This is a genomic window from Reichenbachiella faecimaris, from assembly GCF_900176375.1.
In the GTDB taxonomy this organism is placed as follows: domain Bacteria; phylum Bacteroidota; class Bacteroidia; order Cytophagales; family Cyclobacteriaceae; genus Reichenbachiella; species Reichenbachiella faecimaris.
The window spans coordinates 124,860-147,284 of the sequence record NZ_FWYF01000004.1 but is presented as its reverse complement, the minus strand read 5'-3'; the positions used below and the strand labels follow the sequence as shown (position 1 = coordinate 147,284).

Annotated in this window: 18 protein-coding genes; 12 read left to right on the top strand and 6 right to left on the bottom strand. The window is 39.6% G+C overall.

Features of this window, described 5'->3' with window-relative positions:
* Positions 1–3 precede the first annotated feature (3 nt).
* Positions 4–972, bottom strand: a complete 969-nt coding sequence (trpS, locus tag B9A58_RS17365; protein ID WP_084374161.1) for a tryptophan--tRNA ligase — start codon at positions 970–972, stop codon at positions 4–6.
* 90 nt (positions 973–1,062) lie between these two features.
* Between trpS and B9A58_RS17360 the strand changes: the two genes are divergently transcribed.
* The 9 genes from B9A58_RS17360 (at position 1,063) to B9A58_RS17320 (ending at position 10,137) form a co-directional block, all read left to right on the top strand.
* Positions 1,063–2,157 (top strand): DUF1573 domain-containing protein, encoded by a 1,095-nt coding sequence (locus B9A58_RS17360; protein WP_084374160.1) that lies wholly within the window; start codon positions 1,063–1,065, stop codon positions 2,155–2,157.
* A gap of 56 nt (positions 2,158–2,213) precedes the next feature.
* Positions 2,214–2,804 (top strand): tetratricopeptide repeat protein, encoded by a 591-nt coding sequence (locus tag B9A58_RS17355; protein WP_084374159.1) that lies wholly within the window; start codon positions 2,214–2,216, stop codon positions 2,802–2,804.
* A gap of 309 nt (positions 2,805–3,113) precedes the next feature.
* The gene (locus B9A58_RS17350) at positions 3,114–4,289 is read left to right on the top strand and encodes a hypothetical protein (RefSeq protein ID WP_084374158.1); all 1,176 of its coding nucleotides are present in this window, start codon (positions 3,114–3,116) and stop codon (positions 4,287–4,289) included.
* A gap of 19 nt (positions 4,290–4,308) precedes the next feature.
* Positions 4,309–5,289: a hypothetical protein gene (locus B9A58_RS17345; protein WP_084374157.1), complete on the top strand. Its 981-nt coding sequence runs from the start codon at positions 4,309–4,311 to the stop codon at positions 5,287–5,289.
* A gap of 70 nt (positions 5,290–5,359) precedes the next feature.
* Positions 5,360–5,899: a hypothetical protein gene (locus tag B9A58_RS17340; protein ID WP_084374156.1), complete on the top strand. Its 540-nt coding sequence runs from the start codon at positions 5,360–5,362 to the stop codon at positions 5,897–5,899.
* A gap of 64 nt (positions 5,900–5,963) precedes the next feature.
* On the top strand, positions 5,964–6,797 hold the full coding sequence (locus B9A58_RS17335) for a hypothetical protein (RefSeq protein WP_084374155.1): 834 nt from the start codon (positions 5,964–5,966) through the stop codon (positions 6,795–6,797).
* On the top strand, positions 6,782–7,603 hold the full coding sequence (locus tag B9A58_RS17330; protein ID WP_084374154.1) for a toxin-antitoxin system YwqK family antitoxin: 822 nt from the start codon (positions 6,782–6,784) through the stop codon (positions 7,601–7,603). The genes B9A58_RS17335 and B9A58_RS17330 overlap by 16 nt, the downstream gene beginning before the upstream one ends.
* 5 nt (positions 7,604–7,608) lie before the next feature.
* Positions 7,609–8,013, top strand: a complete 405-nt coding sequence (locus B9A58_RS17325; RefSeq protein WP_139793962.1) for a hypothetical protein — start codon at positions 7,609–7,611, stop codon at positions 8,011–8,013.
* A gap of 30 nt (positions 8,014–8,043) precedes the next feature.
* A complete protein-coding gene (locus tag B9A58_RS17320) occupies positions 8,044–10,137 on the top strand; it encodes a hypothetical protein (RefSeq protein WP_084374152.1) in 2,094 nt (697 codons plus the stop codon).
* Between the two features lie 9 nt (positions 10,138–10,146).
* Here B9A58_RS17320 and B9A58_RS17315 read toward each other — a convergent pair whose 3' ends face one another.
* The 4 genes from B9A58_RS17315 to B9A58_RS17300 all read right to left on the bottom strand — a co-directional run bounded on the left by B9A58_RS17315 (position 10,147) and on the right by B9A58_RS17300 (position 16,201).
* The gene (locus tag B9A58_RS17315) at positions 10,147–11,223 is read right to left on the bottom strand and encodes a DNA/RNA non-specific endonuclease (protein ID WP_084374151.1); all 1,077 of its coding nucleotides are present in this window, start codon (positions 11,221–11,223) and stop codon (positions 10,147–10,149) included.
* A 4-nt stretch (positions 11,224–11,227) separates the two neighbouring features.
* Positions 11,228–12,118 carry a 3-hydroxybutyryl-CoA dehydrogenase gene (locus tag B9A58_RS17310; RefSeq protein WP_084374150.1) on the bottom strand — a complete coding sequence of 297 codons (891 nt, stop codon included), beginning with the start codon at positions 12,116–12,118 and terminating at the stop codon, positions 11,228–11,230.
* A 248-nt stretch (positions 12,119–12,366) separates the two neighbouring features.
* Entirely contained in the window at positions 12,367–13,431 is a 1,065-nt protein-coding gene (fbaA, locus tag B9A58_RS17305; protein ID WP_084374149.1) for a class II fructose-bisphosphate aldolase, read from the bottom strand.
* Positions 13,432–13,654: 223 nt separating this feature from the next.
* A complete protein-coding gene (locus B9A58_RS17300) occupies positions 13,655–16,201 on the bottom strand; it encodes a M14 metallopeptidase family protein (protein ID WP_084374148.1) in 2,547 nt (848 codons plus the stop codon).
* A gap of 146 nt (positions 16,202–16,347) precedes the next feature.
* Between B9A58_RS17300 and B9A58_RS17295 the strand changes: the two genes are divergently transcribed.
* From B9A58_RS17295 to B9A58_RS17285, 3 genes are all read left to right on the top strand, one after another.
* Complete coding sequence (locus tag B9A58_RS17295; protein ID WP_084374147.1) at positions 16,348–17,244, top strand: hypothetical protein; 897 nt, start codon at positions 16,348–16,350, stop codon at positions 17,242–17,244.
* 162 nt (positions 17,245–17,406) lie between these two features.
* Positions 17,407–19,887, top strand: a complete 2,481-nt coding sequence (locus tag B9A58_RS17290) for a PIG-L family deacetylase (protein WP_084374413.1) — start codon at positions 17,407–17,409, stop codon at positions 19,885–19,887.
* A 139-nt stretch (positions 19,888–20,026) separates the two neighbouring features.
* Positions 20,027–21,712 carry a sodium:solute symporter family protein gene (locus tag B9A58_RS17285; protein WP_084374146.1) on the top strand — a complete coding sequence of 562 codons (1,686 nt, stop codon included), beginning with the start codon at positions 20,027–20,029 and terminating at the stop codon, positions 21,710–21,712.
* A 48-nt stretch (positions 21,713–21,760) separates the two neighbouring features.
* On the opposite strand, the gene B9A58_RS17280 is transcribed toward B9A58_RS17285, so the two are convergent.
* Positions 21,761–22,273: a porin family protein gene (locus B9A58_RS17280; RefSeq protein WP_084374145.1), complete on the bottom strand. Its 513-nt coding sequence runs from the start codon at positions 22,271–22,273 to the stop codon at positions 21,761–21,763.
* Between the last annotated feature and the right edge of the window lie 152 nt (positions 22,274–22,425).

The following is a 22,425-nucleotide window of genomic DNA, read 5'->3' as shown; positions in this document are numbered from 1 at the left end:
TTTTTAGAATCCAATGGTGGTTTTTACTCTTTTCATTACGTCTCGCGCAATGGTTCTTGCTTTTTCTTCACCTTCTTGTAGGTGTTGTTCTATTACACTCTCATTTTTCATGAAATGGTCAAACCTTTTTCGTTCTTCCGAAAAATGATCCAACATGAGTTCGAAAAGTGCTGTCTTGGCATGTCCATAACCGTAATTGCCTCCTTCATAATTGCTGCGCATTTCAGAAATTTGGTCTTTATTGGCTAGGGTCTTGAAGATATTGAATACGTTGCAGGTATCAGGATTTTTTGGCTCCTCCATAGGTGTACTATCTGTCACGATAGACATCACATTTTTTTTGAGCTTCTTTTCAGGCAAGAAAACATCAATAATATTTCCGTATGATTTACTCATTTTTTGACCATCTATGCCTGGGATAGTCATGACTTGATTGTCAATTTTAGCTTCAGGAATTACAAAGATTTCCCCAAATTGATGGTTGAAAGCTTTAGCAATATCCCGCGTCATTTCGACATGCTGCCTCTGATCTTTGCCTACAGGCACCATCTCTGCATCATACATGATAATATCAGCGGCCATAAGTACTGGATAATCAAAAAGACCCGCATTTACATCTGAGAGTCTGCCTGCTTTATCTTTGAAAGAATGGGCATTGGCGAGCATGGGATAGGGTGTCACACAATTGAGAAACCATGTCAGCTCGCAAACTTCAGGAATTTTGGACTGTCTGTAGAAAATGGATTTAGAGGTATCCAACCCACAAGCGAGCCAGGCAGCAGCTATGGATTTGGTATTTTCTTTTCTTATTGCAGGGTCTTTGATTGTGGTGAAAGAGTGTAGATCTGCAATGAAAAGTAGTGATTCCTGTCCTTCATTTTCTGTAAGCTGGATCGCAGGCATAATGGCACCAAGCAAGTTGCCAAGGTGTGGCCTTCCCGAACTCTGAATTCCTGTTAATACTCTCGCCATAGTTAATTTTTGCGCAAATTAATAAAATTATTTCCCTTTGCTAGGTTAACACATTATTGTTTATTTGCAATGAATTATTCTTAAAGAACCATGTCAAAATTTAGTAAATCAGCTATTCTTCTTTTGTTTGTTTTTAGTTCAAGCCTGCTTCTGGCTCAGGAAAAGGGTATTCTTGAGTTCATCAATGATGATTTCGATTTTGGTGAAATAAAAGAAGAAGATGGGCCAGCTATTCATGAATTTGAATTTGAAAACAAGGGTACAGCTCCTTTAATTATCAGTCATGTCAGAGCCTCATGCGGATGTACCACGCCAGGCTGGTCTAAAGAGCCCGTACTCCCAGGTCAAAGAGGATTTGTGAAAGCGCAATACAATCCAAGAAACCGCCCGGGTAGTTTTAGGAAAACGCTTACTATCACAACCAATGGCGAGCCAGCTTTGATTCGAGCATATATCAAAGGAAAGGTCATTCCTAAAGTCAAATCTCTGGAAGAGCAGATGACAGTAAAGGTTGGAAATACAAGGTTTAAGAGTAGATCTATAAACATGGGCAAAATCACCACTGAGCAGAAAGTAGAAAAATCCTTTGATATCTATAATGATGGTGCAGACACCCTACAGTTATTAGAAAAATATGATGCGCCTGAGTTTATAAAGTTGTCATTTGAGTCTTCTACAATGTTGCCAAAGCAGGTGGTAAAGATTACAATCAATTACGACCCTGATCATGACGACAATTTGGGCTACAACAATCATGGGATTACGATTTATACCAATGAAGAAAACGCTGAATCAAAGAAATTAAATGTGTTGGCCACTATCTCTGAATATTTTCCGCCAATGTCTAAAGAAGAGTTGGCCAAAGCGCCAAAGTTGGCCATAACAGATAGATTACAAGATTTAGGTAAGGTCAATGTGGACTCTAAAACAGTTGCTGAGTTTCAAATCACTAACCATGGTTTGTCTACATTAGACATTAGAAAAGTAAAATCAAACTGTGGATGTTTTCTTGCTGAACTATCAAAAAATACTATCAAACCTGGTAAGTCAGTGACCCTGAAAGGTACATTTGATGCTACAAACAGGAAGGGAAATCAAAACAAATCCATTACCATATATTCAAATGATCCAGTGGATCCGGTACAAGTAGTATCCATTAAAGCTTCTATTGTCCCCTCAAATTGATCTAATATTCTCCCATTATTTAAGTATTCGTCTTAAGTTTGCTGAAAATTTGAGTAATGAGACATTTGATGATCTGGGTGCTTGTCATAGCACTGTTTGCGTGTGAGAACGACGAAAGAACCAAAGGAGATACTTTGTATAGTGATGGAAAATATGCGGAGGCCATCAAAGCGTATGATGAATATTTGAAATTACACCCTTCCCATGTTAAGTCAATTTATAACCGTGGAAGATCTTTTGAGGAATTGGGTAAATTCCAAAAAGCTTATGGTGATTTCGAGAAGGTTTTGGACATAGATAAGAAGAATACTTCAGCCATGTTGAGCCTTAGCAAGTTTTATTACCGAGATCACAATTTTGAAAAAGCCAAATACTATGCAGAAATGGGCGTAAAAGAAAATGTGAATTTGCCCCAAGCGCATTTTTGGTTAGGTAGAGCACAACATCAACTAGGTTCCTTTTCGGAAGCTTTGACTGCCTATAACAATGCCATTAATTTAGATCGTGAACTAGGAGAAGCTTATCTCTATCGTGGTGCAATCAAAATGCAAGGCAATCGAAAGAAAGGTGCTTGCTCAGATTTTAAGTCAGCCAAGGACTTAGGAGTGAAAGAAGCAGACGCTGCTCAAAAGAAGTATTGTAAATAATCAGTTACGAGTGTCAAGTAATAAATTGGTCTCATACCAATTTATTATTTCATCATGCCGTGAGGGCTTTTGCCTTTTGGGACAGTGACTAGTATTGTTCGGTTTTTATAATCTAGCATAGAAATAATGTTGGAATTATGATTTTTAAAATAATTTTTTTAGCATTGTTAAGACGTTTTCAGCACACGTCAAAAAAGTAGTATTTGAGATGAATTGATTGTGCATCAATGAACAGCCCTTGTTCTTTGTGCATAGTGTAACCAATTTAACTAAACCTAATAACTACTTTTTATCTAGACCTTCTTAACCATGCCAACCAACACAATCAAAACAATTGATCTTCCTATTGATTTGTCCAAAATTCAGCTGGACGCACTTGATGGGAGTTTGAAATTGAAAAAAGCGGTAGCCAGCCTTGACTGGGAGAAAATTAAAGAGCTGTCCAATTCTTATCTAAGAACAGGTAATTTATCACTTAGAAAACTTTATCAATCTTGTGAAAGATTACGCCAGGCGGATCGAACCATAGAAAAAATAAAATCCGGACACAGGGCCCAAAAGGCAATTAAAAGCAACGAGCTATTGCTGACAAATGCTATTGCCTTTAGACTTCAGGCTGAAATAGAGTTGCAAAAAATTGCGATAAAAAATACTGAAGTAACAAAGAACTCAGGGGAGATGGTTCAAATTGCTTCAGCTGCAATGAACAAGATCAACAGCCTTTTGGATGAGTATCAAATACAACTGTATACATTAATCTTACAAAAGAAAACGCAGCAAGAAATATCGCAGAAATGTCTTGAGTTTTCGGACTTTATAGAATCTTTTGTGCCTGAGCTGGCACAAGCACAAGTGAAATTTGTAAAGGTTTTTGAATACTTTAAAGCTAAGGGGATATCTGGAAATTTGCGCAAACTTGGTTTTGTGCTCACCCAAATAAATCAACTAACCAGGGAGTGTCTTGCCAGCTACGTAGCTTCTCACATGCTCATGTTTCAGCTGGTGGGAGTCAATTTGAAAAAGGATGCCTCTGTTTTCAAGAAAATCAATTTCATGCCCTATGATATTGATTTTCCAGACGGAAAAAACGTGAGCATAAGCCAGGTGGAGAAAATGCCTGAAGGAAAATTTGTAGAACTTCAAGGGGTGGTAGAGCAGGTTAAGATGGTTGATACTGAACAGGGAAGCTACAGTCAGGTAATTGTTAAAGACCTGAAAGACAAAAATCAAGTAGAAGTCGTCATGCCGTTTGTGAACATACAAATTTATGGATTACAGAAAGGTTGCTATTGTAACCTTAATGGCGAAGTAAGACACAACAGCAGTTTTTCAAAAGGAAAGACTGTTGTGCATATAGATAAGCTAAGGCTAAATACGAGTTTAGAAAAAGCGTGGCGTGTATCATTTCTCAATTTAGCTGCTCCAAACTATTTCTGCTGGCCAAAGAATCTGAATATGGCCTGGAGTATAGCAATCAACCAATAATTTACCAACCTAAGTAACCATGAACGAAGAAGAATATGAGGCTGCACGAGCCGCATACGAGGAAGCGTTGGCTCAGGCGCGAGAAGAAGCTGAAGAGGCCGCAAGAAATGCAGCGATTGAGCTGGCACATGAAGCGGCTAGGCTGGCAGTAGAAGAAGCAAGAGCTGAGGACTCAGGTGCTCTGGCTGAACAGCAACAGGCATTTGAAGAGCAGTGGACTTTTTTTTATAAAACCTGGACAGATGAAGCTAATCAGGCCTTGAGTGACCGTGGCATCAGTGTTTACTGCAGTGATATAGAATACGGGATCCTTGATGATATAATGAATGATGTGCTGGGAGATGAGTATGGAGGAGGTGTGGAGGTAGTGGGCACTTATATTGGATATGACGATCTCTACGCTGAAGCTTATGCGGATGCGTACTCAGCTGCATTGGATGAATTGATATCCAATATTGAGATTGATTTGGATTTTGAGGATTTTCTTGAAGATTTTGTAGATGATGACGAAAATGAAGAAGAGGAATCAAATTTCACCCAAGATCAACTAAGTACTGCAAGTGAAAATGCGCTGAATACAGTGAATGACGATTATGCTCATGACGAAAAGGCATGCAACATTGGATTGCGATTGTTTTACAATGAACTCACTTGCAATACTGATTTAGACGGAATGCTGGCCAATGAATTAGTTGAGCATTGGCAGGATAGCGATGATTGGGAACTGATTGAAATGGAAGATGCTCAAGGTTTGGCTAATGATGGCGTTTTTGTAGTAGCAGGAGCCCAGGAAGAAGGAAGTGAGTCAGGTCATGTTATTGTTATTGTACCAGGAGAAGAGGCCTATAGTGGATCTTGGGGTGAAGATGTTCCTTTAGGGTTTGATACAGGCCCCTCAAAAAAGTGGAAAAGTAAGAAAATTAGTTTCAGCTGGGGTTCAGATAAAAAAGATGATGTTGAGTTTTATAAGTATGTGGGAGACACAAGTTGTGAGGATTAGTCTTATCATAATATGTACATGTTCATTGGGATTGGTTTCCTGTTTTGGACAAAAGCAAAAAAAAACGAGTATGAATATAATAAATGTCAACCCAAATCTTATTGATGAAATGCCTTCTCGTGGTGGGCTAGCCTACGAAAATGCAAATATTAAAACCTTTCGCTTAGAGAATTTCGCTGAAATTGAAGTTACAACTTTTGGAATTCAAAACTGGGATGAACCTGGCGACTTTTATAAGGTTTCTTTGTCCTCAGATGATGCTTCCATAGGTGAGTTTTCTAACCTCAATGGTTGGGAGACAGGAAATACACGAAGTAGAATCAAGGAATTGATCAACAACCACTCTCTAGTGGAAAATGATAGGTTTATTGTGCTAGACATGGGATCAAATCATTACGTACTCGTGCTGTTTGGTTATCCCTACGCCAGTATTCCTCCATTCTTAACCATCATTTCATTTGCTGCTAATGAGTCTAATGTAGTCTTCAATAAAAATTTCGAATTACAAGAGATTATGAGTGAGGATAAACTATATATCAGGGGGATTTATAAGGAGAATTTGCATCAAATTTTTTTAGAACAGGGGCAACTGATTTTTCAACCAGAGTAATTTTTAGCATACAGAAAAAACAAACAATTAATACTTATACCAATTTAACCTAACCAATTATCCAATGAACGAAGAAGAATATGATGAAGCCTATGCGGCTTATGAGCAAGCCGTAGCAGAAGCACGAGAAGCAGCAGAACAGGCCGCTAGGGATGAGGCTGTAGACCTGGCGCATGAGGCGGCCAGAGAAGCAGTAGAAGCATTAAGGGCTGCAGATAATGCTGATCTAGAAGAACATCAGAAGATATTTGAAGAGCAGTGGACCATATTTTACAAAAACTACACGGATGAAGCCAATCAAAAGCTTAAAGAGCACGGGATAAGCTTGTATTGTAGTGATATTGAATATGCTATTCTGGAAGATATCATGGATGAGGTGCTAGGAGATGATTATCAAGGTGGAGTAGAAGTGGAGGGTTCATATACGGGATACGACGAACTCTATGATCAGGCCTATGCAGAGGCTTATAGTGCAGCCTTGGACGGATTGATGTCGGATTATGAAGAACAGAGCTTTGAGGATTTTCTGGAGGAGTATGAAATTGATGATGATACAGACAATGAAGGTGAAGGCGATGAAACTAATTTGTTTCCTCTCTCTCAAGGAATGTTCGCGAAGGGCGATTTAACCGAGTCGCTTGGGCCTGTAGAAATAGTTGCTGGGCAGTTGATTCAGCTAAAATTTACAAATGTTAATATTTTGCCAGTTGCGTTTACTATCACTTGGGACAATCCGTCCTTTCAAGATCCAAGTTCGCATTACTTACTACCAGGTCAATCAGTTACAGTTGATAAGTCTCATTTTGCTGATTCCGTTTTATGGATTTTTGGTATTGAAACAGGTGCTGATGTGCTTATGTTGAATTATGAAATATTGAGTTCATGGGCCCCAGATTAAAAAAAAAATATAAGCAACTATTAGATAGGTATTTTCTAGTTATTATCATGTTTGGAATGGGTTGTACAAATGATCAGCATGAAGTGAAAGAATACTATCCTAATGGAAATCTTTTTTACCTAGGATTTATCAAAGACAATTTGGAAGAAGGAACTTGGACGTATTGGTATGAAAACGGACAAAAGGAGGAAAAAGGAGACTATAAACAAGGGAAGAAAGAAGGTTTGTGGAAATATTGGTTTGAAGGTGGTGGACTGAGGAAAAAAGCAAGCTATGAGGAAGGGCTGCATGACGGGGCTTATGAAGAGTATCATTCAAATGGTCAGATTAAGGAAACAGGGTTTTTTACAGATGGACAAAAAGATAGTCAATGGTGCCAATGGAGCAAAGGGGGTAAACTACTAGCTAAAGTCAATTTTAGAAAAGGATTATTTCACGGTGAGATGAAAAGTTTTTATGAAACTGGATCAATTTCAGCATATGGGATTTACAAGGAAGGAAAAATGGATAGCCTTTGGACAAGTTGGTATTCAAACGGCAATATGGCTATGGTGCTAAAGGTGGAAAAAGGACAGCAGTTATTTCTAAGTATTTGGGATAGCTTGGGCAATTATCAGGTTGAAAATGGTGAAGGAACTTTTTATTATCCTGTGCAAGGAGAAAAAGGGATAGTCAAGGGCCAGATTAAGCAAATGAAACCTATAGGTAAATGGCAGTATTATGATGACCATGCTAATTTAGTTGCCGAAGATAGTTTGATCTATTCACTCATAAAATTTCCGAGTATTGAGTCATTCAAGAAATGATTAGTATGAAAATCACATACGACTTATTAAAGTATTTGAAATATGAAATACTATCAATTGTGGTGATCTGGGTTCAATCTATATTTCCAATAATGCTAGGGCCAATGACGTATGATTTTTCAAAATCACTAGAAAAAATGTCCAATTTCACCTCTATACATCCTATAGTATTAAATGTTGTAATTGTACTTCCAATATTAGTTGGGTTTGTAGCGATATCGCTCAAGTCAGGCGTAATAAAGTTTTTTGGCTATGTAGGAATATTCTTTTCGACTTATCTATTATTTGCTTTTGTAATGTTATTCTATTGGTGGGAATTTTCTGTGCTTTTAGGTTCTGTCCTAATCAGTATAATTTATTTAGCCATAGGAGTCATCAAATACAAAAAAAGGACACCCTCACATATCTAATTAAAACCAATTCATAAACTAACCTTTACCATGAAAAACCTAACCATAGAAGACTTAGCAGGTCAGGAGTATCAGCTAGATTTGAATTTCGAAACTATAGAAAAATCTACCAAAGTAGCCGACAGAAGACTTTGGACTTACCTCACTGCCTATCCTTATATCATTGATTTTTTCAACAAACTAGAAAGTATCAACCCCACTGAGTTGATCATTGGGAATGCCGTGGTATATGGCTGGATGCCCACTACCATGAACCTAAGAACCAATGATTTGGAGGCTGTTTTAGCACCTCTCAATCAACTCAAAAAAGAGAAACGTAAGCTGAATAGTGATGAATTCAGTCAATTGAAATTGCTGGTAAACAACTCAGTGACTGGTACGTCCAAACTGCTACACTTTATTCAGCCTGAAGTTTATCCGATTTGGGACAGCAGGGTCAACAGATTTATTTCCGGCAGTACAAAGGATACCAATACAATCTCAGCTTATGAAGAGTACTTGTTACTTTTTGATGAGATAGCTGGAGATAAGCGTTTTGTTCAATTGATATCCTCTTTGACAGAAAAACTAGACTATACCATTACAGCTGCACGTGCTTTTGAAATGATCATGTATCTCTCCGATTTATTCAAGTTAGAGAGAGTGCCAAGAGCATTGAGCGAGGCCAATACTACGTCCTCAGTGTCTATACCAAGATATAAACGAGATGTATTTGTTTTTATATCGAATTTAGGGGAAGTAACAGCTGACCCACTAAATCCTTCTACGCTTAAAAGAGATGGTTATTTGCTCTCAGAGCACTATACAAATACTGACAGCGTGGAACGTGCCTTGTGGGTAAGAAGTAGGAAGAATCTCTTAATTAGTGACAATGGCAACTGGACAAGAATGTCTGGAATAGCAAAAAAACTTCGTGAAGAAGGAGAGATTTTATTGAACCTAGCCAAGGACGAAATGTCTAATAATGGGTCGCTATCTGAAAATGTACTTGACCAAAGAAACCTTTTCATTGAGAAGGTAGCTCAGGTATGTGCTCAGGAGGTTGAAAATTTGGATGTTAAAGAGATCATAAGAAAACAGCTCCTTATCAAGCCTCATTATATGATTGGAATGGAGGATTTTACTATTCCAGTGCTTATGATGTGCGGCATGTTAGATGAAACCTTTAACCCAAAAGCATCAGAAATTTTGACGTTCCAAAAGAAAACCAGAGCGTATTTTTCTAGACAGGCCATTGGTGAATTTGGATTTGGTAAGGAAATGGAATTTGTGGCCAAGTTCTTGGTGCTTCATACCTACGATTATGAAAGTGCCTTGCAAGGAGCTAAGGGCCTTAAGGAAGTTGCTAAAGATGGTGTTGCCATCAGTTATGGAGCTCCTATGCAAAGCAGAAGGTGGATTACAAGACTTCAGTTTGGTGAGCAGTGGGATAATTTTGAAGAAAAATTGCCAGAACCTTATCTGATTGCTCAATCCATGACACTGGGTGTTGTAAATGGACTCCAGAACGATACACCTGTGCATATTTTGGGTGTTGGTACACCCATATTGATTGCGCTGACTGGCTATTTGCTTAGGGATTCAAAGGCTGTTAGTATAGATTCATCCGCTCCATTCAAAGATGCTTATGCAAGTAAGATTTATGGAAGTAGGTCAGCCTTGCTTAAAATGGATATGTATAGAGTGGCCGCACTTGCTATCATTAATAATCAGCCTTATGAGAGCAAGACTCCCTTTTATCAAGCGTTTGAGAAAAAGTACCCTTCCAACTGGGAGGGAATTAAAGAACATCTTTCAATAGATGAGGAGACAGATTATAGAGAATTGGCAAAAGCGCTAGAGGATCAGCAGCAACTCGTTGAAAAATATATTCCATTCTTTACAAAAATGAGAGGGGGAGGAGACACCATAATTAATGATCTAAGAATTGCCAGATCAGGGCATAATTATTGGGTGCTCAAAGAAATATGTATGGACATAAAAGACAGAAAAGACTCTCCTGAGAAACTGAAACTATGGACTGAAGAACAAATAGAAAGGTATAAACGTGTTGGATCCAAAAAATGGGCTATGGCAGTAGAAAAAGCTTATCGTGTTTCTGAAAAATATCGATATACCACCTAGAGCTGATGGCTATTTCCATAGTGCATAACTGTACGTCTGCTCGATTCTTTTTTCTAGTTGATCAGGAATGCCAGGGAAAAAATCCAATCCTGTTTTTTCTTCCACCTGGTCTATGCTCATGGCATAACTCTCAAGGCTTTTAGACGTTTTCTTATTGTCAAAAACAAAACCTATTCCTTTGATTTCTTTTCCTGTCATTTCCAAAATCACTTTGAAGTAGTGGCTAGGTACCACTACTTTATTTTTTCCAATTTTCTCACTTTTACCATTATGTATTGGGCCAGTGACCACAAAAATTTCCTTGTTGTTTACAGCCCATTGCCGGACTTTCTTTTCAAGGTCTTTCCATATACCTTGATTGAACCCTAATTCATGAGGGGCAATATTGCTCATGAAAAAACATTCACTGACACCATTCTTGCTCCAGGCAAAGTCCTCAAATGGCGCAAAAAAACCTGGTTCATATCCTGAGCCCTTATAGTCAGCCAGCGCGGCTGATTTAGTCTTTACATCAGGATCTTCTCTGAAATTGTCAGTTCGTTTAAACTTAGCGTTGTCAAGGTTTACCTTTTTCAAAGTATAAGCTACCCAATCTGCCTGCTCGGTTTTTTCATTGTATTTGAGCGTATAGAATTCATGTTCTACTATAGGGTCGTTCTGCGTGTAGGCCGGCCATGTAAAGTCGAAACTGGACGAGTAATAATAGTTGTCGTCCTCATTGTAAACGGGGAGATTCTCGTTGGTTTTTACAGTTTCTACTACTCCATTCTGAGCATTGATTTTATTCTCTTCAAATTTCTCTCGTTTGGGTTCTACTGGCTCAGATTGCTTTTTTTTGGTACTGGAAGTGGTGGGAGTGGCTTCAGTCTTTTTCTCGATTGGTGAAATGGCATCTTTAGTCTCATTCTTAGTAGATACCACTGTGGAAGTGATTTTATCCAAATTCTCGCTCCAATCTGGGTCTTGTTTTACCCAGTATAGAGTTACTAAAACGAGTATAGCAACAATAGCAAAGATCGAAGAGCCATTGACTCCTGATCCTTTGCCATTGCTACTTTTAGACTTTCCTTTCCGTGCTTTCGCCATTTGATTATTTCTGAAATTGTTTTGAAACCGTCAGATCCTTAGATCCAGCCTCGTATTTGTAAAACCCTTCACCAGATTTAGCGCCTAACACCCCTGCTTCTACCATATTTACCAATAGGGGACATGGTGCATATTTAGGATTGCCAAATCCATCATGAAGTACTCTCATTATAGACAGGCAAACGTCTAATCCAATAAAATCAGCTAATTGCAATGGGCCCATAGGATGCGCCATGCCTAATTTCATCACTGTGTCAATTTCTTCTACACCAGCTACACCTTCATACAAGGTATAAATGGCTTCATTGATCATAGGCATTAGGATTCTGTTGGCAACAAAGCCAGGGTAATCATTGACTTCAACAGGGACTTTCGATAATTTCTTGGATAGCTCCATAATGATGTTTGTTGTCTCATCACTTGTGCTGTATCCACGGATGACTTCTACCAGTTTCATTACAGGTACTGGGTTCATAAAGTGCATGCCTATTACCTTATCCTTTCTATTAGTCGCTGATCCGATTTTAGTAATTGAGATGGAAGAGGTGTTTGACGCCAAAATACAAGAAGGCTTTGTATGCTCGTCCATTTGCTTGAATATGTCAAGTTTTAGAGACATGTTTTCCGTAGCAGCTTCTACTACCAAGTCAGCATCCTTTACGCCATCAGCCAATTTGGTAAATGTGGTAATGTTACCCAGTGTTGATGTTTTATCGGCTTCCGTGATTTTTTCTTTTTTGATCAGGCGATCAAGATTTTTGCCTATGGTAGTCATGGCGCGATCGAGAGCCTCTCGTGAAATGTCGATTAGATTGACGGAGTATCCCGTTTGAGCAAAAACATGTGCGATTCCGTTGCCCATGGTACCTGATCCTATAACTGATATGTTCTTCACTTTGAATGTGTTTGGGTTTGTAATGTCGTTTTAAAGCGTCACAAAAATGTCACTTATTGAGGAGGGTTCAAAATGATTCGAATCAAGAAATTTGAAATAGAAAAAGCCGCCTCAAAAAGATGCCGTCATTACGAACGAAGTGAAGTAATCTGTTAGTTTCCTGCTGGAAGTTTGAGATCGTTTCGTACCTCATGATGACGTAGCTTATTAAGGCGGCTCAAATTAAATGCCTAGCCTAAAAAACGAAATTATGCGTTTCTATTGATATTGTTTAAATCTTCGAAAGCATCTTTCAATCGAGCCACAAATGACTTTTCAGCTTCTCTTGTCCAAACTCTAGGATCGTAGAACTTCTTGTTTGGGCTATCATCCCCATCAGGGTTTCCGATTTGACCTTGTAGATAGCCTTCGTTCTTTTGGTAGTAATTTTTCACACCATCCCAATATGCCCATTGCAAATCGGTATCGATATTCATTTTGATAGCACCATAAGAGATAGCCTCTCTGATTTCTTCTCTTGTAGATCCTGATCCACCATGGAATACGAAGTTTACAGGGTTGTGACCTGTTCCGTATTTTTCTTGGATGTGATCTTGAGAGTTTTTCAAAATCTTCGGAGTCAACTTTACGTTGCCGGGCTTATATACGCCGTGTACGTTGCCAAAGGCGGCAGCAATAGTGAATTTATCACTGATTTTACCTAGCTCTTCGTATGCGTAGGCTACTTCTTCGGGCTGAGTGTACAATCTTGACTCGTCCACATCAGAGTTGTCAACACCATCTTCTTCACCACCCGTGATTCCTAATTCTATTTCAAGTGTCATGCCCATTTTCGACATACGCTCCAAGTATTTTTTACAAGTCTCGATGTTCTCTTCGATTGGTTCTTCAGACAAGTCGATCATGTGAGAAGAGAAAAGTGACTTTCCAGTTCTGGCGAAAAATTCTTCACCAGCATCCAACATACCGTCAATCCAAGGCAATAATTTTTTAGCACAGTGATCCGTGTTTAAAATTACGGAAACACCATAAGCTTCAGCCATCATGTGGACATGATGTGCTCCAGCTACTGCTCCTGCAATGGCGGCTTTTTGACCATCGTTGGACATTCCTTTGCCTGCATTGAAGGCCGCACCCCCATTAGAAAACTGTACCATTACTGGTGAGTTCAATTCCTTTGCTGTTTCTAAAACTGCATTGATAGAACTACTTCCAATGACATTAGCTGCTGGAAGAGCAAACTGATTCTCATTCGCATAGTTCAACAATTCGGTTACTTCGTCCCCAGTGAGAACCCCTGATTTGAATTTCATTTCTTAGTGTGTTTTTAGTGATCCGAAGCCGTGGTAATTCGCGAAACTCCTGATTGTAAATAATTGTGATTATTAAGGCTGGCAAAGATATGTATTTGTGTCAAAATATCATTGAATTGGCAAAAGACAATACTGATTCGCAACACATTACTTGAAATATTAAAATATTTACAATTAATAAGGATAATGTTGATAAAATTTCAATTCAGAATAGAATCTATTGCTATCTAGCTGATCCTGCTTCAATCATTCCACTAAAAAAAAGTGCATTTAAGAAGAGTCTGTTTGTACCATACCAGTATGCCCTGAAGTTTGGATTGTCCTGGATGGAGATAATCATACCTTTTCCGAATGCTGAAAGGCCTACGGCTGGCGTGTTAGGAATATGCTTTAGATTTTCTTCTGATACATAACCCGCAAGTAATGGATTTGCAGTGTAATGTGCTGGCTGTGCGTATGGGTTTTTAGCCAATTCCATCAATTGTGTGCCTCTTTTAAAAACTGGCAGCTTTTCATCTGCGAATCCAAAACCTAATGGGTGAGTTAAATCAATGTGTGTTTCAAATATGGTTCCACCTATTCTTTGCGCACCATTAGTTCTGCCTCTTTCATGGTATGGCTGGTACTTTTGAGTAGAATCCCTGGCTATTTTTTTGTATTTTATTTTGGACAGTCCTGCTTCTGATATCCATTTTCCAGCAGATTTAGTAGTAATAATATTTCCACCGTTTTGCAGCCAGCTTTTGATTTTGGCTTGAGCCAAGGTTCCATAGCTCCCACCGACCATGATGATAGTATTGTATGATTTCAGGGAAATACTGTTGCACTTATCAATGGTGATCATAGGCAGAGCCATTCCCATGCGTTGATCCAATAGATGCCATACTTCTCCGGCTTCATAAGCATTTACTTCTTCTCCAATGATCAGCAGAGGTTTTGGTACTGCAAGGGTTTTGAATTTTGGACTACCAAGCTGATAACTGTCTGTATTACCAGAGGAAAGACTTGTGATGGGGATGTCATGTTTTTCACTTAATGTAACAAGAGCATCATAAATTTCAGAGGAGGTAATAGGCTGATTCTGAACTGGAATGAGAATGGATCCTCTTTCAAATGATTGACCATTCTGATCTGCCCAAGGTGATGTTGCGACTTTGGTTCTTAATCCTAGTTTTTGAATGTCATATAATAAGGCAGGAGACTGAGCGTCCTGCCAGTGAAAGGCATAGGAGTAGCTGCTAGATTCAAATGTTTGGAAAGTTTTCTGCAGTTCTGTGGAATAAATCTGCTCTCCAATCAAAGCAGCAGTATAGCTTTTCCCTTTTACGGCTTTGTAAGCCAAATCAAAAGCAAGAGGTAGGGTCCAGGCAGAAACATCGTAAAAAAGACTGTCCTCAAATTGCGTACGGGTTTCGAATATGCCTTTGATCATTCTGTTTTGATTTTGCTTCAAAGGAATAATGAAGGAATGGTTTGGATTAAATCCATCAAAGCTTTTATTCAATTGGTAGACCTCAACTTGATGCGTTTCTAAAATGGATAGAAAGGCCTTCAGCTTACTGTTGTCATTTGATGCACTGAATACATAAGCTTTTACTTCTTCCTTATCAGTCATAGCAGGAATGTCTGCATAAAACTTTTGCTGATGATCAAGCAATTCACTCCTAAGTTCATTAGCAGCTCTTAAAGTAGAGAGTGATGTGGTGAAATGGTTCCTTATCGCAAATGGAAAGGTTAGGATACCATGGTCGCTTTGTTGGGCATGACCACGTGCGCTCGCTTGCTCAAAGAGGATGCCTACAGCACCATTTACATCTGGGTAGCTAGACCCCTTTCCAATGTAAAAGTCATCGTAGGACTCCTTGGCATAATAGAGTGAGCCAATGCCATCCAATGCCCTAGCGTGATAATTGGCTATTTTTTGAGTGAGTTCGTATGTTCTGTCAGGTGTCAAAGGATTATTCCTACTGGGAATCCCAGGTTGGAAAAAGAAAGTGCCATTCGTACCCATTTCATGATGGTCAGTTAGCACGTTGGGTTTCCATTTGTGATATTGTTTGATTCTTCCTTGGGATTCGGGATGCTGAACAGGGAGCCAGTCACGATTGAGGTCAAACCAGTAATGATTCGTTCTGCCTCTGGGCCAGGGTTCGTTTTGTTCTATATGATTGGGGTCAGTAACCAGATTCATACCTTTTTTACCGTTCACCCACGAAGCAAAACGATTCAGTCCATCAGGATTGTAGCTTGGATCAAGTAGAATTACTGTATTTTTTAACCAGTTCTCTATTTCTGTTCCTTTAGCAGCAGCTAGATAATAAGCAACCAGCAGTGCAGCATTACTTCCACTGGGCTCATTGCCATGAATGCTATAACCTAAGTACGCGACCAATGGTAGCTTCGAAAGTTCCAGTCTGCTGGATTGGTTGTAATCAGAAATTTTAAGGTGTTCCGTTCTAATGCTTTCGAGATTCTGAATGTTTGCTGGCGCGGAGATTTTCAAAATAAGTAGTGGACGATTTTCGTGGCTTCTGGCATACTCTTCTATTTCAACTCGGTCAGAAGCTTCAGCCAATGCATACATATACTGTACAAGTTTGTCATGACTGATGTGCCAGTCGCCCACTTCATGACCTATGATAGATTGGGGGGTGGGGATGGCAGGATTGAGACTGGTATTGGGAGGTAGGTAATAGTCAAGTGAAACCTGAGATTGGCTCGTATATGTAATGAGAAGGGATGTGATGAGAACTAATATCCTTTTTTTCATATCTGCTTATTTCTATCAAACATAAGCTTTTTAGAGTATTCTGACATGTTTTTGAAAAAAATCTACAACTCAATTAAACCTTTGGGCAGTCGTAGGGTCAAAGAGCCAAACAAATTTGAAAAAGACAATCATTAAATATTAAAACCATGAAAAAGTTACTTGGAATTTTTATCTCAACTGCTGCTTTCACTTTTTACTCGTGCTCTGATGATATAGAGAGTGTAGATGAGAGTAGTGCTACTGAGATCGCTATTGAGGATGCTAGCTTAGAAACCACTTCTAGCGAACTGATGGAAGAGATTGATGAAGCTGCTGATTATGCAACCAACTTCTTTGAATCAACTGGAGGAAAGATACTGAACATGCTCGGGTTTGGGGGTAAACGCTTTGGCGATTGTGTGACAATCACTGAAGATGAGGCCGCTGGGACGATGACGATTGACTTTGGCGAAGAAGGATGTGAAGGTCGTGATGGTAGAATTAGAAAGGGAAAAATCATCATTACCCACGAGGGAGAAAGAGATGTACCTGGATTCAAACGAACTATAACATTAGAAGATTTTTCTGTAGATACGATTGCAGTGGAGGGAACCAGAGTACTGACTTATGTGTCTGGGACTGACACAGAAAAAGAGTACAATGCTACATTGACTGGAGGTAAACTGACATTTCCTGACGGCACCATTGCCACCAGAGAATCTACAAGGACAAGGATTGCGAGTTTCGACGAAGAGGGTGAAAAAACTCAGGTGGAACGATTTGGGACAGCAACTGGAATAAACCGTGAGGGGTTGACTTACGCCAATGATGTTGATGAAACTACCCCAATATTGACATTGAGCGCATGTAGAGAAGAGGGTACATACGCTCCCGTATCAGGTATTTTGACAATCAACATAGAAGGTGAGAGTGAAAAGGTTATCGACTATGGTGATGGCGCTTGCGACAATTTGGTGACCATTACTCAAGATGGGGTTTCTGAGGAAGTAGAGATAGATCCAAAACAAAGACGTAAAAAAAGGTTCAGAAGAAGAAAGAGTTAAGAAAAGTAAGTTTAGGTTAAAGTAGGATAGAGGCCTGCCCATTGGGTGGGCTTCTTGTGTTTCCAGTGGGCTATAACTCCACATCAAAATTACCGTTTAGCACTTATTGTTTTTTTCTTAATGTTCAGCCAACTATTATTGTTGGAAATTAATAATTCTAATATGCGACCAAATCGACTGTTTTTATTCCTTTTATCTCTCACCATCCTATATTCAGCCCAAGCCCAACAACCCAAAAAACCGAATGCTGCAGAGATCCAGTTGATGCTTCAAAAGCTCAATGTGCTAGGCTCTGTGCTATATGTAGCCGCTCATCCAGACGATGAAAATACCAGAGTGATTGCCTATATGGCGAATGAGAAGAAATTTAATACGGCCTACTTATCTGCCACTCGCGGAGATGGAGGGCAGAATTTGGTTGGATCAGAAATCAGAGAACTGCTGGGGTTGATTAGAACGCAGGAATTATTAGCTGCCCGAAGAACAGATGGTGGACGTCAATATTTCAGTAGAGCCAATGACTTTGGCTACTCTAAAAGTGCAGAAGAGACTTTCGAAATTTGGAAGAAGGAACAAGTGTTAGCGGACTTTGTACGTGTATATAGAAAGCACAAACCAGACCTAATTATTACCAGATTTCCTGGTACAGGATTGGGTGGTCACGGACATCATACTGCTTCTGCTATTTTGGCCAAGGAGGCTTTTGAAATAGCTGCTGACAAGAAAAAATATCCAGAATCGGCTAGTCAATATGGCGTTTGGCAACCCAAAAGAATACTTTTTAATACACACCCTTTCTTCTATCAAAGAGCAGGTATAGACATGGATACTGCGGCTTTGATGACACTTGATCTAGGTGCTTATAATCAATTGCTTGGAAAGTCCTATCCTGAAATAGCGTCCTTAAGTAGAAGTATGCACAAGAGTCAGGGTTTTGGCTCTACAGGTTCGCGAGGTACTCAAATAGAATATTTTGATCATACGGCTGGTGAAAAGGCTGCTGACATGTTTAGTGGAATTGATACCAGCTGGAACCGAGTAAAGGGAGGAGATAAAGTTGGGTATCATGTGGATAATGCGATTTTGCATTTCGACCCAACCCAGCCATCCATCATAGTGCCTGATCTCATAGCAGCTTATAATGCACTAGAAAAAGTAAGGGATCAATATTGGAAAAACCTCAAACAACAGGAGATTAAAGACTTGATTAAAGCTTGTACAGGGTTGTATATGGAAGTAAAAGCTGATCAGTTTGCCTACACCCCAGGTGATTCTGTGGTATTGAGTGTAGAGGCCATCAATCGTTCGAATGTAGAAATGAGATTGGCAACTATCAAATTGGGGGATTACCAAAGCTTCACAATTCGTCAGCAACTCTACAACAACAGACCATTCAATATGGATATGAATGATAAATTGAATGCGAATATGAGCTATTCTGACCCCTATTGGCTGAAAGAAGAAGGGACTTTGGGTATGTACAAAGTAGCTGATCAAAACCTCATCAGCACACCAGAAAATGCACCAGCATTATCTTGGGTAGCTGCTGTAGAAATCAATGGCACTTTTTTGGAATATGAGCTGCCTGTCATCTACAAAGAGAATACACCTGTAGACGGAGAAACTTATCGCCCAATAGAGATCACACCTCCAGTATTTCTTAATATTTCTGAAAAAGTCTATGTGTTTGGAAATGGAGGATCAAAGAAAATTGATGTACAGGTGCTGGCTGGAAAATCGGATTTGAAAGGTGATTTATCCTTGCAGATTCCGTCAGGATGGAAAGTGGAACCTGCTAGTCATGCATTTGATCTGAGCGATAAGGGAGCAGAAAGCACTTATACCTTCGAGTTGTTTCCTCCTGCTACTGCGCACAGTGGTGAGATTGGCGCTATGGCTAAGATTGATGGAAAAACATACAACAATAGTCTGGTACGTATTGAATATGATCACATTCCTATTCAGGCATTGTTTCCAGTTTCGAAAGCCAAAGTGGTGAAAGTGGAGCTGGAAAAACGTGGAACTAATGTTGGCTATATCGTAGGATCTGGAGATGAAATCCCCGCGAGTCTGGAGCAGGTAGGTTACAAAGTCACAGCACTGACCAATGGAGACATTACAGCAGATAAAATGAAAAAGTATGATGCCGTGATCCTGGGTATCCGTGCGTACAATACCAATGACAGACTGAAATTCTACCAAGAAGAACTGATGGACTACGTGAAGAATGGTGGAACTATGATCGTGCAGTACAATACGGCACATGCACTGGTTACACAGGATTTAGGGCCTTATCCACTCAAACTTTCGAGAGATCGTGTGACCGTAGAGGAGGCCGAGGTGAGAATATTAAAGCCAGATCATCAGGTATTGAATTTCCCCAACAAAATCACAAGTGCTGATTTTGAGGGTTGGGTGCAGGAGCGCGGACTTTATTTCCCTAATGAGTGGGACGAACAATACGAAGCCATACTCTCTTCTAATGATCCTGAAGAAGACCCAAGAGATGGTGGCCTGTTGGTGACAAAATATGGGGAAGGCTACTACATCTATTCAGGTTATTCCTGGTTTAGGGAATTGCCAGCAGGTGTACCTGGAGCCTATCGTATTTTCACCAACATGATTTCAATAGGAAAAGAATAATCTTTCATTTAACTCAAGTCAATTTGGATCCTTTGGATAAGCCCCCTTTTTTCAAAACCTGGAAAGCCATGTACCTATTTATTTTGGGTAATCTGGCAGTAGTGATCTTATTGTTGTACTGGTTTAGCGTTTCTTTCAAATGAGCACGTTAGATTTATTTGTACTATTTGGTACATTGGGGCTCATTGTAGGCTATGGTGTTTATAAAACCTTAGGTACTAAGGATATAGACGGTTATTTACGAGGTGGCAATAGCATGAAATGGGGAACTATAGGCCTCTCTGTCATGGCCACGCAAGCCAGTGCCATTACCTTCATTTCTACCCCTGGACAGGGGTATGAAAGTGGCATGGCCTTCGTCCAAAATTACTTTGGTTTGCCCATTGCGCTTATTATTGTCGCTTTTGTCTTCATCCCGATTTATTACAAACTAAAAGTATACACAGCTTACGAATACCTGGAAAAAAGATTCGATAAAAAGACACGTCTACTGGGTGCCTTTTTATTTTTGATACAAAGGGGATTGGCAGCTGGAATCACCATCTACGCACCAGCAATCATCCTGTCTACCATTTTAGGTTGGAGTCTTTCATGGACTATTCTGCTGGTAGGGTTGTTGGTCATTATTTATACAGTGAGTGGAGGGACTAAGGCAGTAAGCCTAACGCAAAAACATCAGATGACTGTGATCTTGATAGGAATGGTCATTGCCTTTGGTTATATCATTTATTATTTGTCTGACTATGTGACTTTGCCAGAAGCACTTCATATTGCTGGGAGTTTGGATAAACTAAATGCTGTAGATTTTTCATTGGATTTTGAAAAAAGATACACAGTCTGGTCAGGAATTCTTGGCGGGCTGTTTTTGGCTTTATCTTATTTTGGGACAGATCAGTCACAAGTTCAACGTTATTTGGGAGGAAAAAATACGACTGAAAGCCGAATGGGTCTGATGTTTAATGCTGTGATGAAAATCCCTATGCAGTTCTTCATTTTGCTGACAGGCGCACTGTTGTATGTTTTTTTTATATTCTATCAGCCACCTGTTCATTTCAATCAACAGAGCGTGATGGCTGTTGAGAGTAAGTTGGGTAAAGAAGAGGTGGCATTGGTCACAGAAGATCACGACTATTGGGTGGGGAAAAGGAAGGCCTCTGCTATGGTGTACAAAGACGCACTCAGTGCTGGATCCATGGCAGATCAAGAGGAGGCCAAACAGTTATTGCAATTCACAGCTGAGCGAGTGAATGATTCTCGCAATGAGATGAAAAATCTGATTGCCTCAGCAGATGCGTCTATCAAACTCAAAGATTCTGATTATGTATTCTTGACTTTTATACTCAATTATTTACCTCAAGGGATTATTGGGCTATTGATTGCTGTGATATTTTCTGCCGCCATGTCCTCTACTTCTGGTGAGCTCAATGCCCTGGCTTCTACTACTGTGATCGACTTTTACAAAAACCTGATCAATAAAAATGGCTCAGAAAGTCAGTATATGCTGGTCTCAAAACTCATGACGGCTGGATGGGGGGTATTGGCGATTTGTTTTGCCTTTATGGCGCATCAGTCTGAGAACTTGATTGAGATGGTCAATATTTTAGGATCGCTTTTCTACGGAAATATCCTGGGCATCTTTTTAGTGGCCTTTTTCTTTAAGCAGGTACAAGGCACTGCTGTCTTTTGGGGCGCTGTGCTATCTCAGGGAGCCGTGATTGGTTTATTCCTTTCCACTGACATTGGCTACTTGTGGTTTAATGTGATTGGCTGTGTGGGAGTGATTTTGATAGGGGTATTACTGCAAACCATTAGACCTAGGGCATAAAAAAAGTCCCGACGATTATCGGGACTTTTAAATTCTTTGAAGTAATACTTAGAAAGTATAAACAACGCCAGCTGTGATAGCCAATTGACCATCGCCTGCAGTTTGATATTTAGCCTGAGCGTTAATACCAAGAGCATCACTCATAGGAAAAACAGCACCTGCACCAATGTTAAGACCAGCCTCAGAATCTGAAACAGATCCTCCTCCAGCTGACACTTTTGACATACCAAATCCAAGTCCAGCAAGACCATATACTTGAGTATCTCCAGTCATGAAGTAATATCTACCATCAATGTTAAGGTAACTGATGTTGATATCCACCCCCCCAACAGAAGACTTGAAATACCAGTCATAAGAAACAGCACCACTGATTGCATCAGTGATCATATATTCAAATGATGGCGCTAGACCGAATCCAAGTTTTTCACCGTCTTCATCAAATCCAGCTTTTGTTCCAAGTACTACACCAAGACCAGCTCTCATGTCTCCCTGTTCTTGTGCCATGGCACCATTGATTGCGAATAAACCTACTAAGGCTAATGCGAGTAATTTAGTTTTCATAATTGTTTAAATTTTAGGTTTAAAGATTAATCTGAGGTCATTGAGTATCCTCAGATCGATAAATAACTAGCGTAATATTGCATTTTTTTTATAAAATACAAGGGCTTATTTAGAAAATTACAAGAATGGGAAAATGGATTTAGGTGGGAATA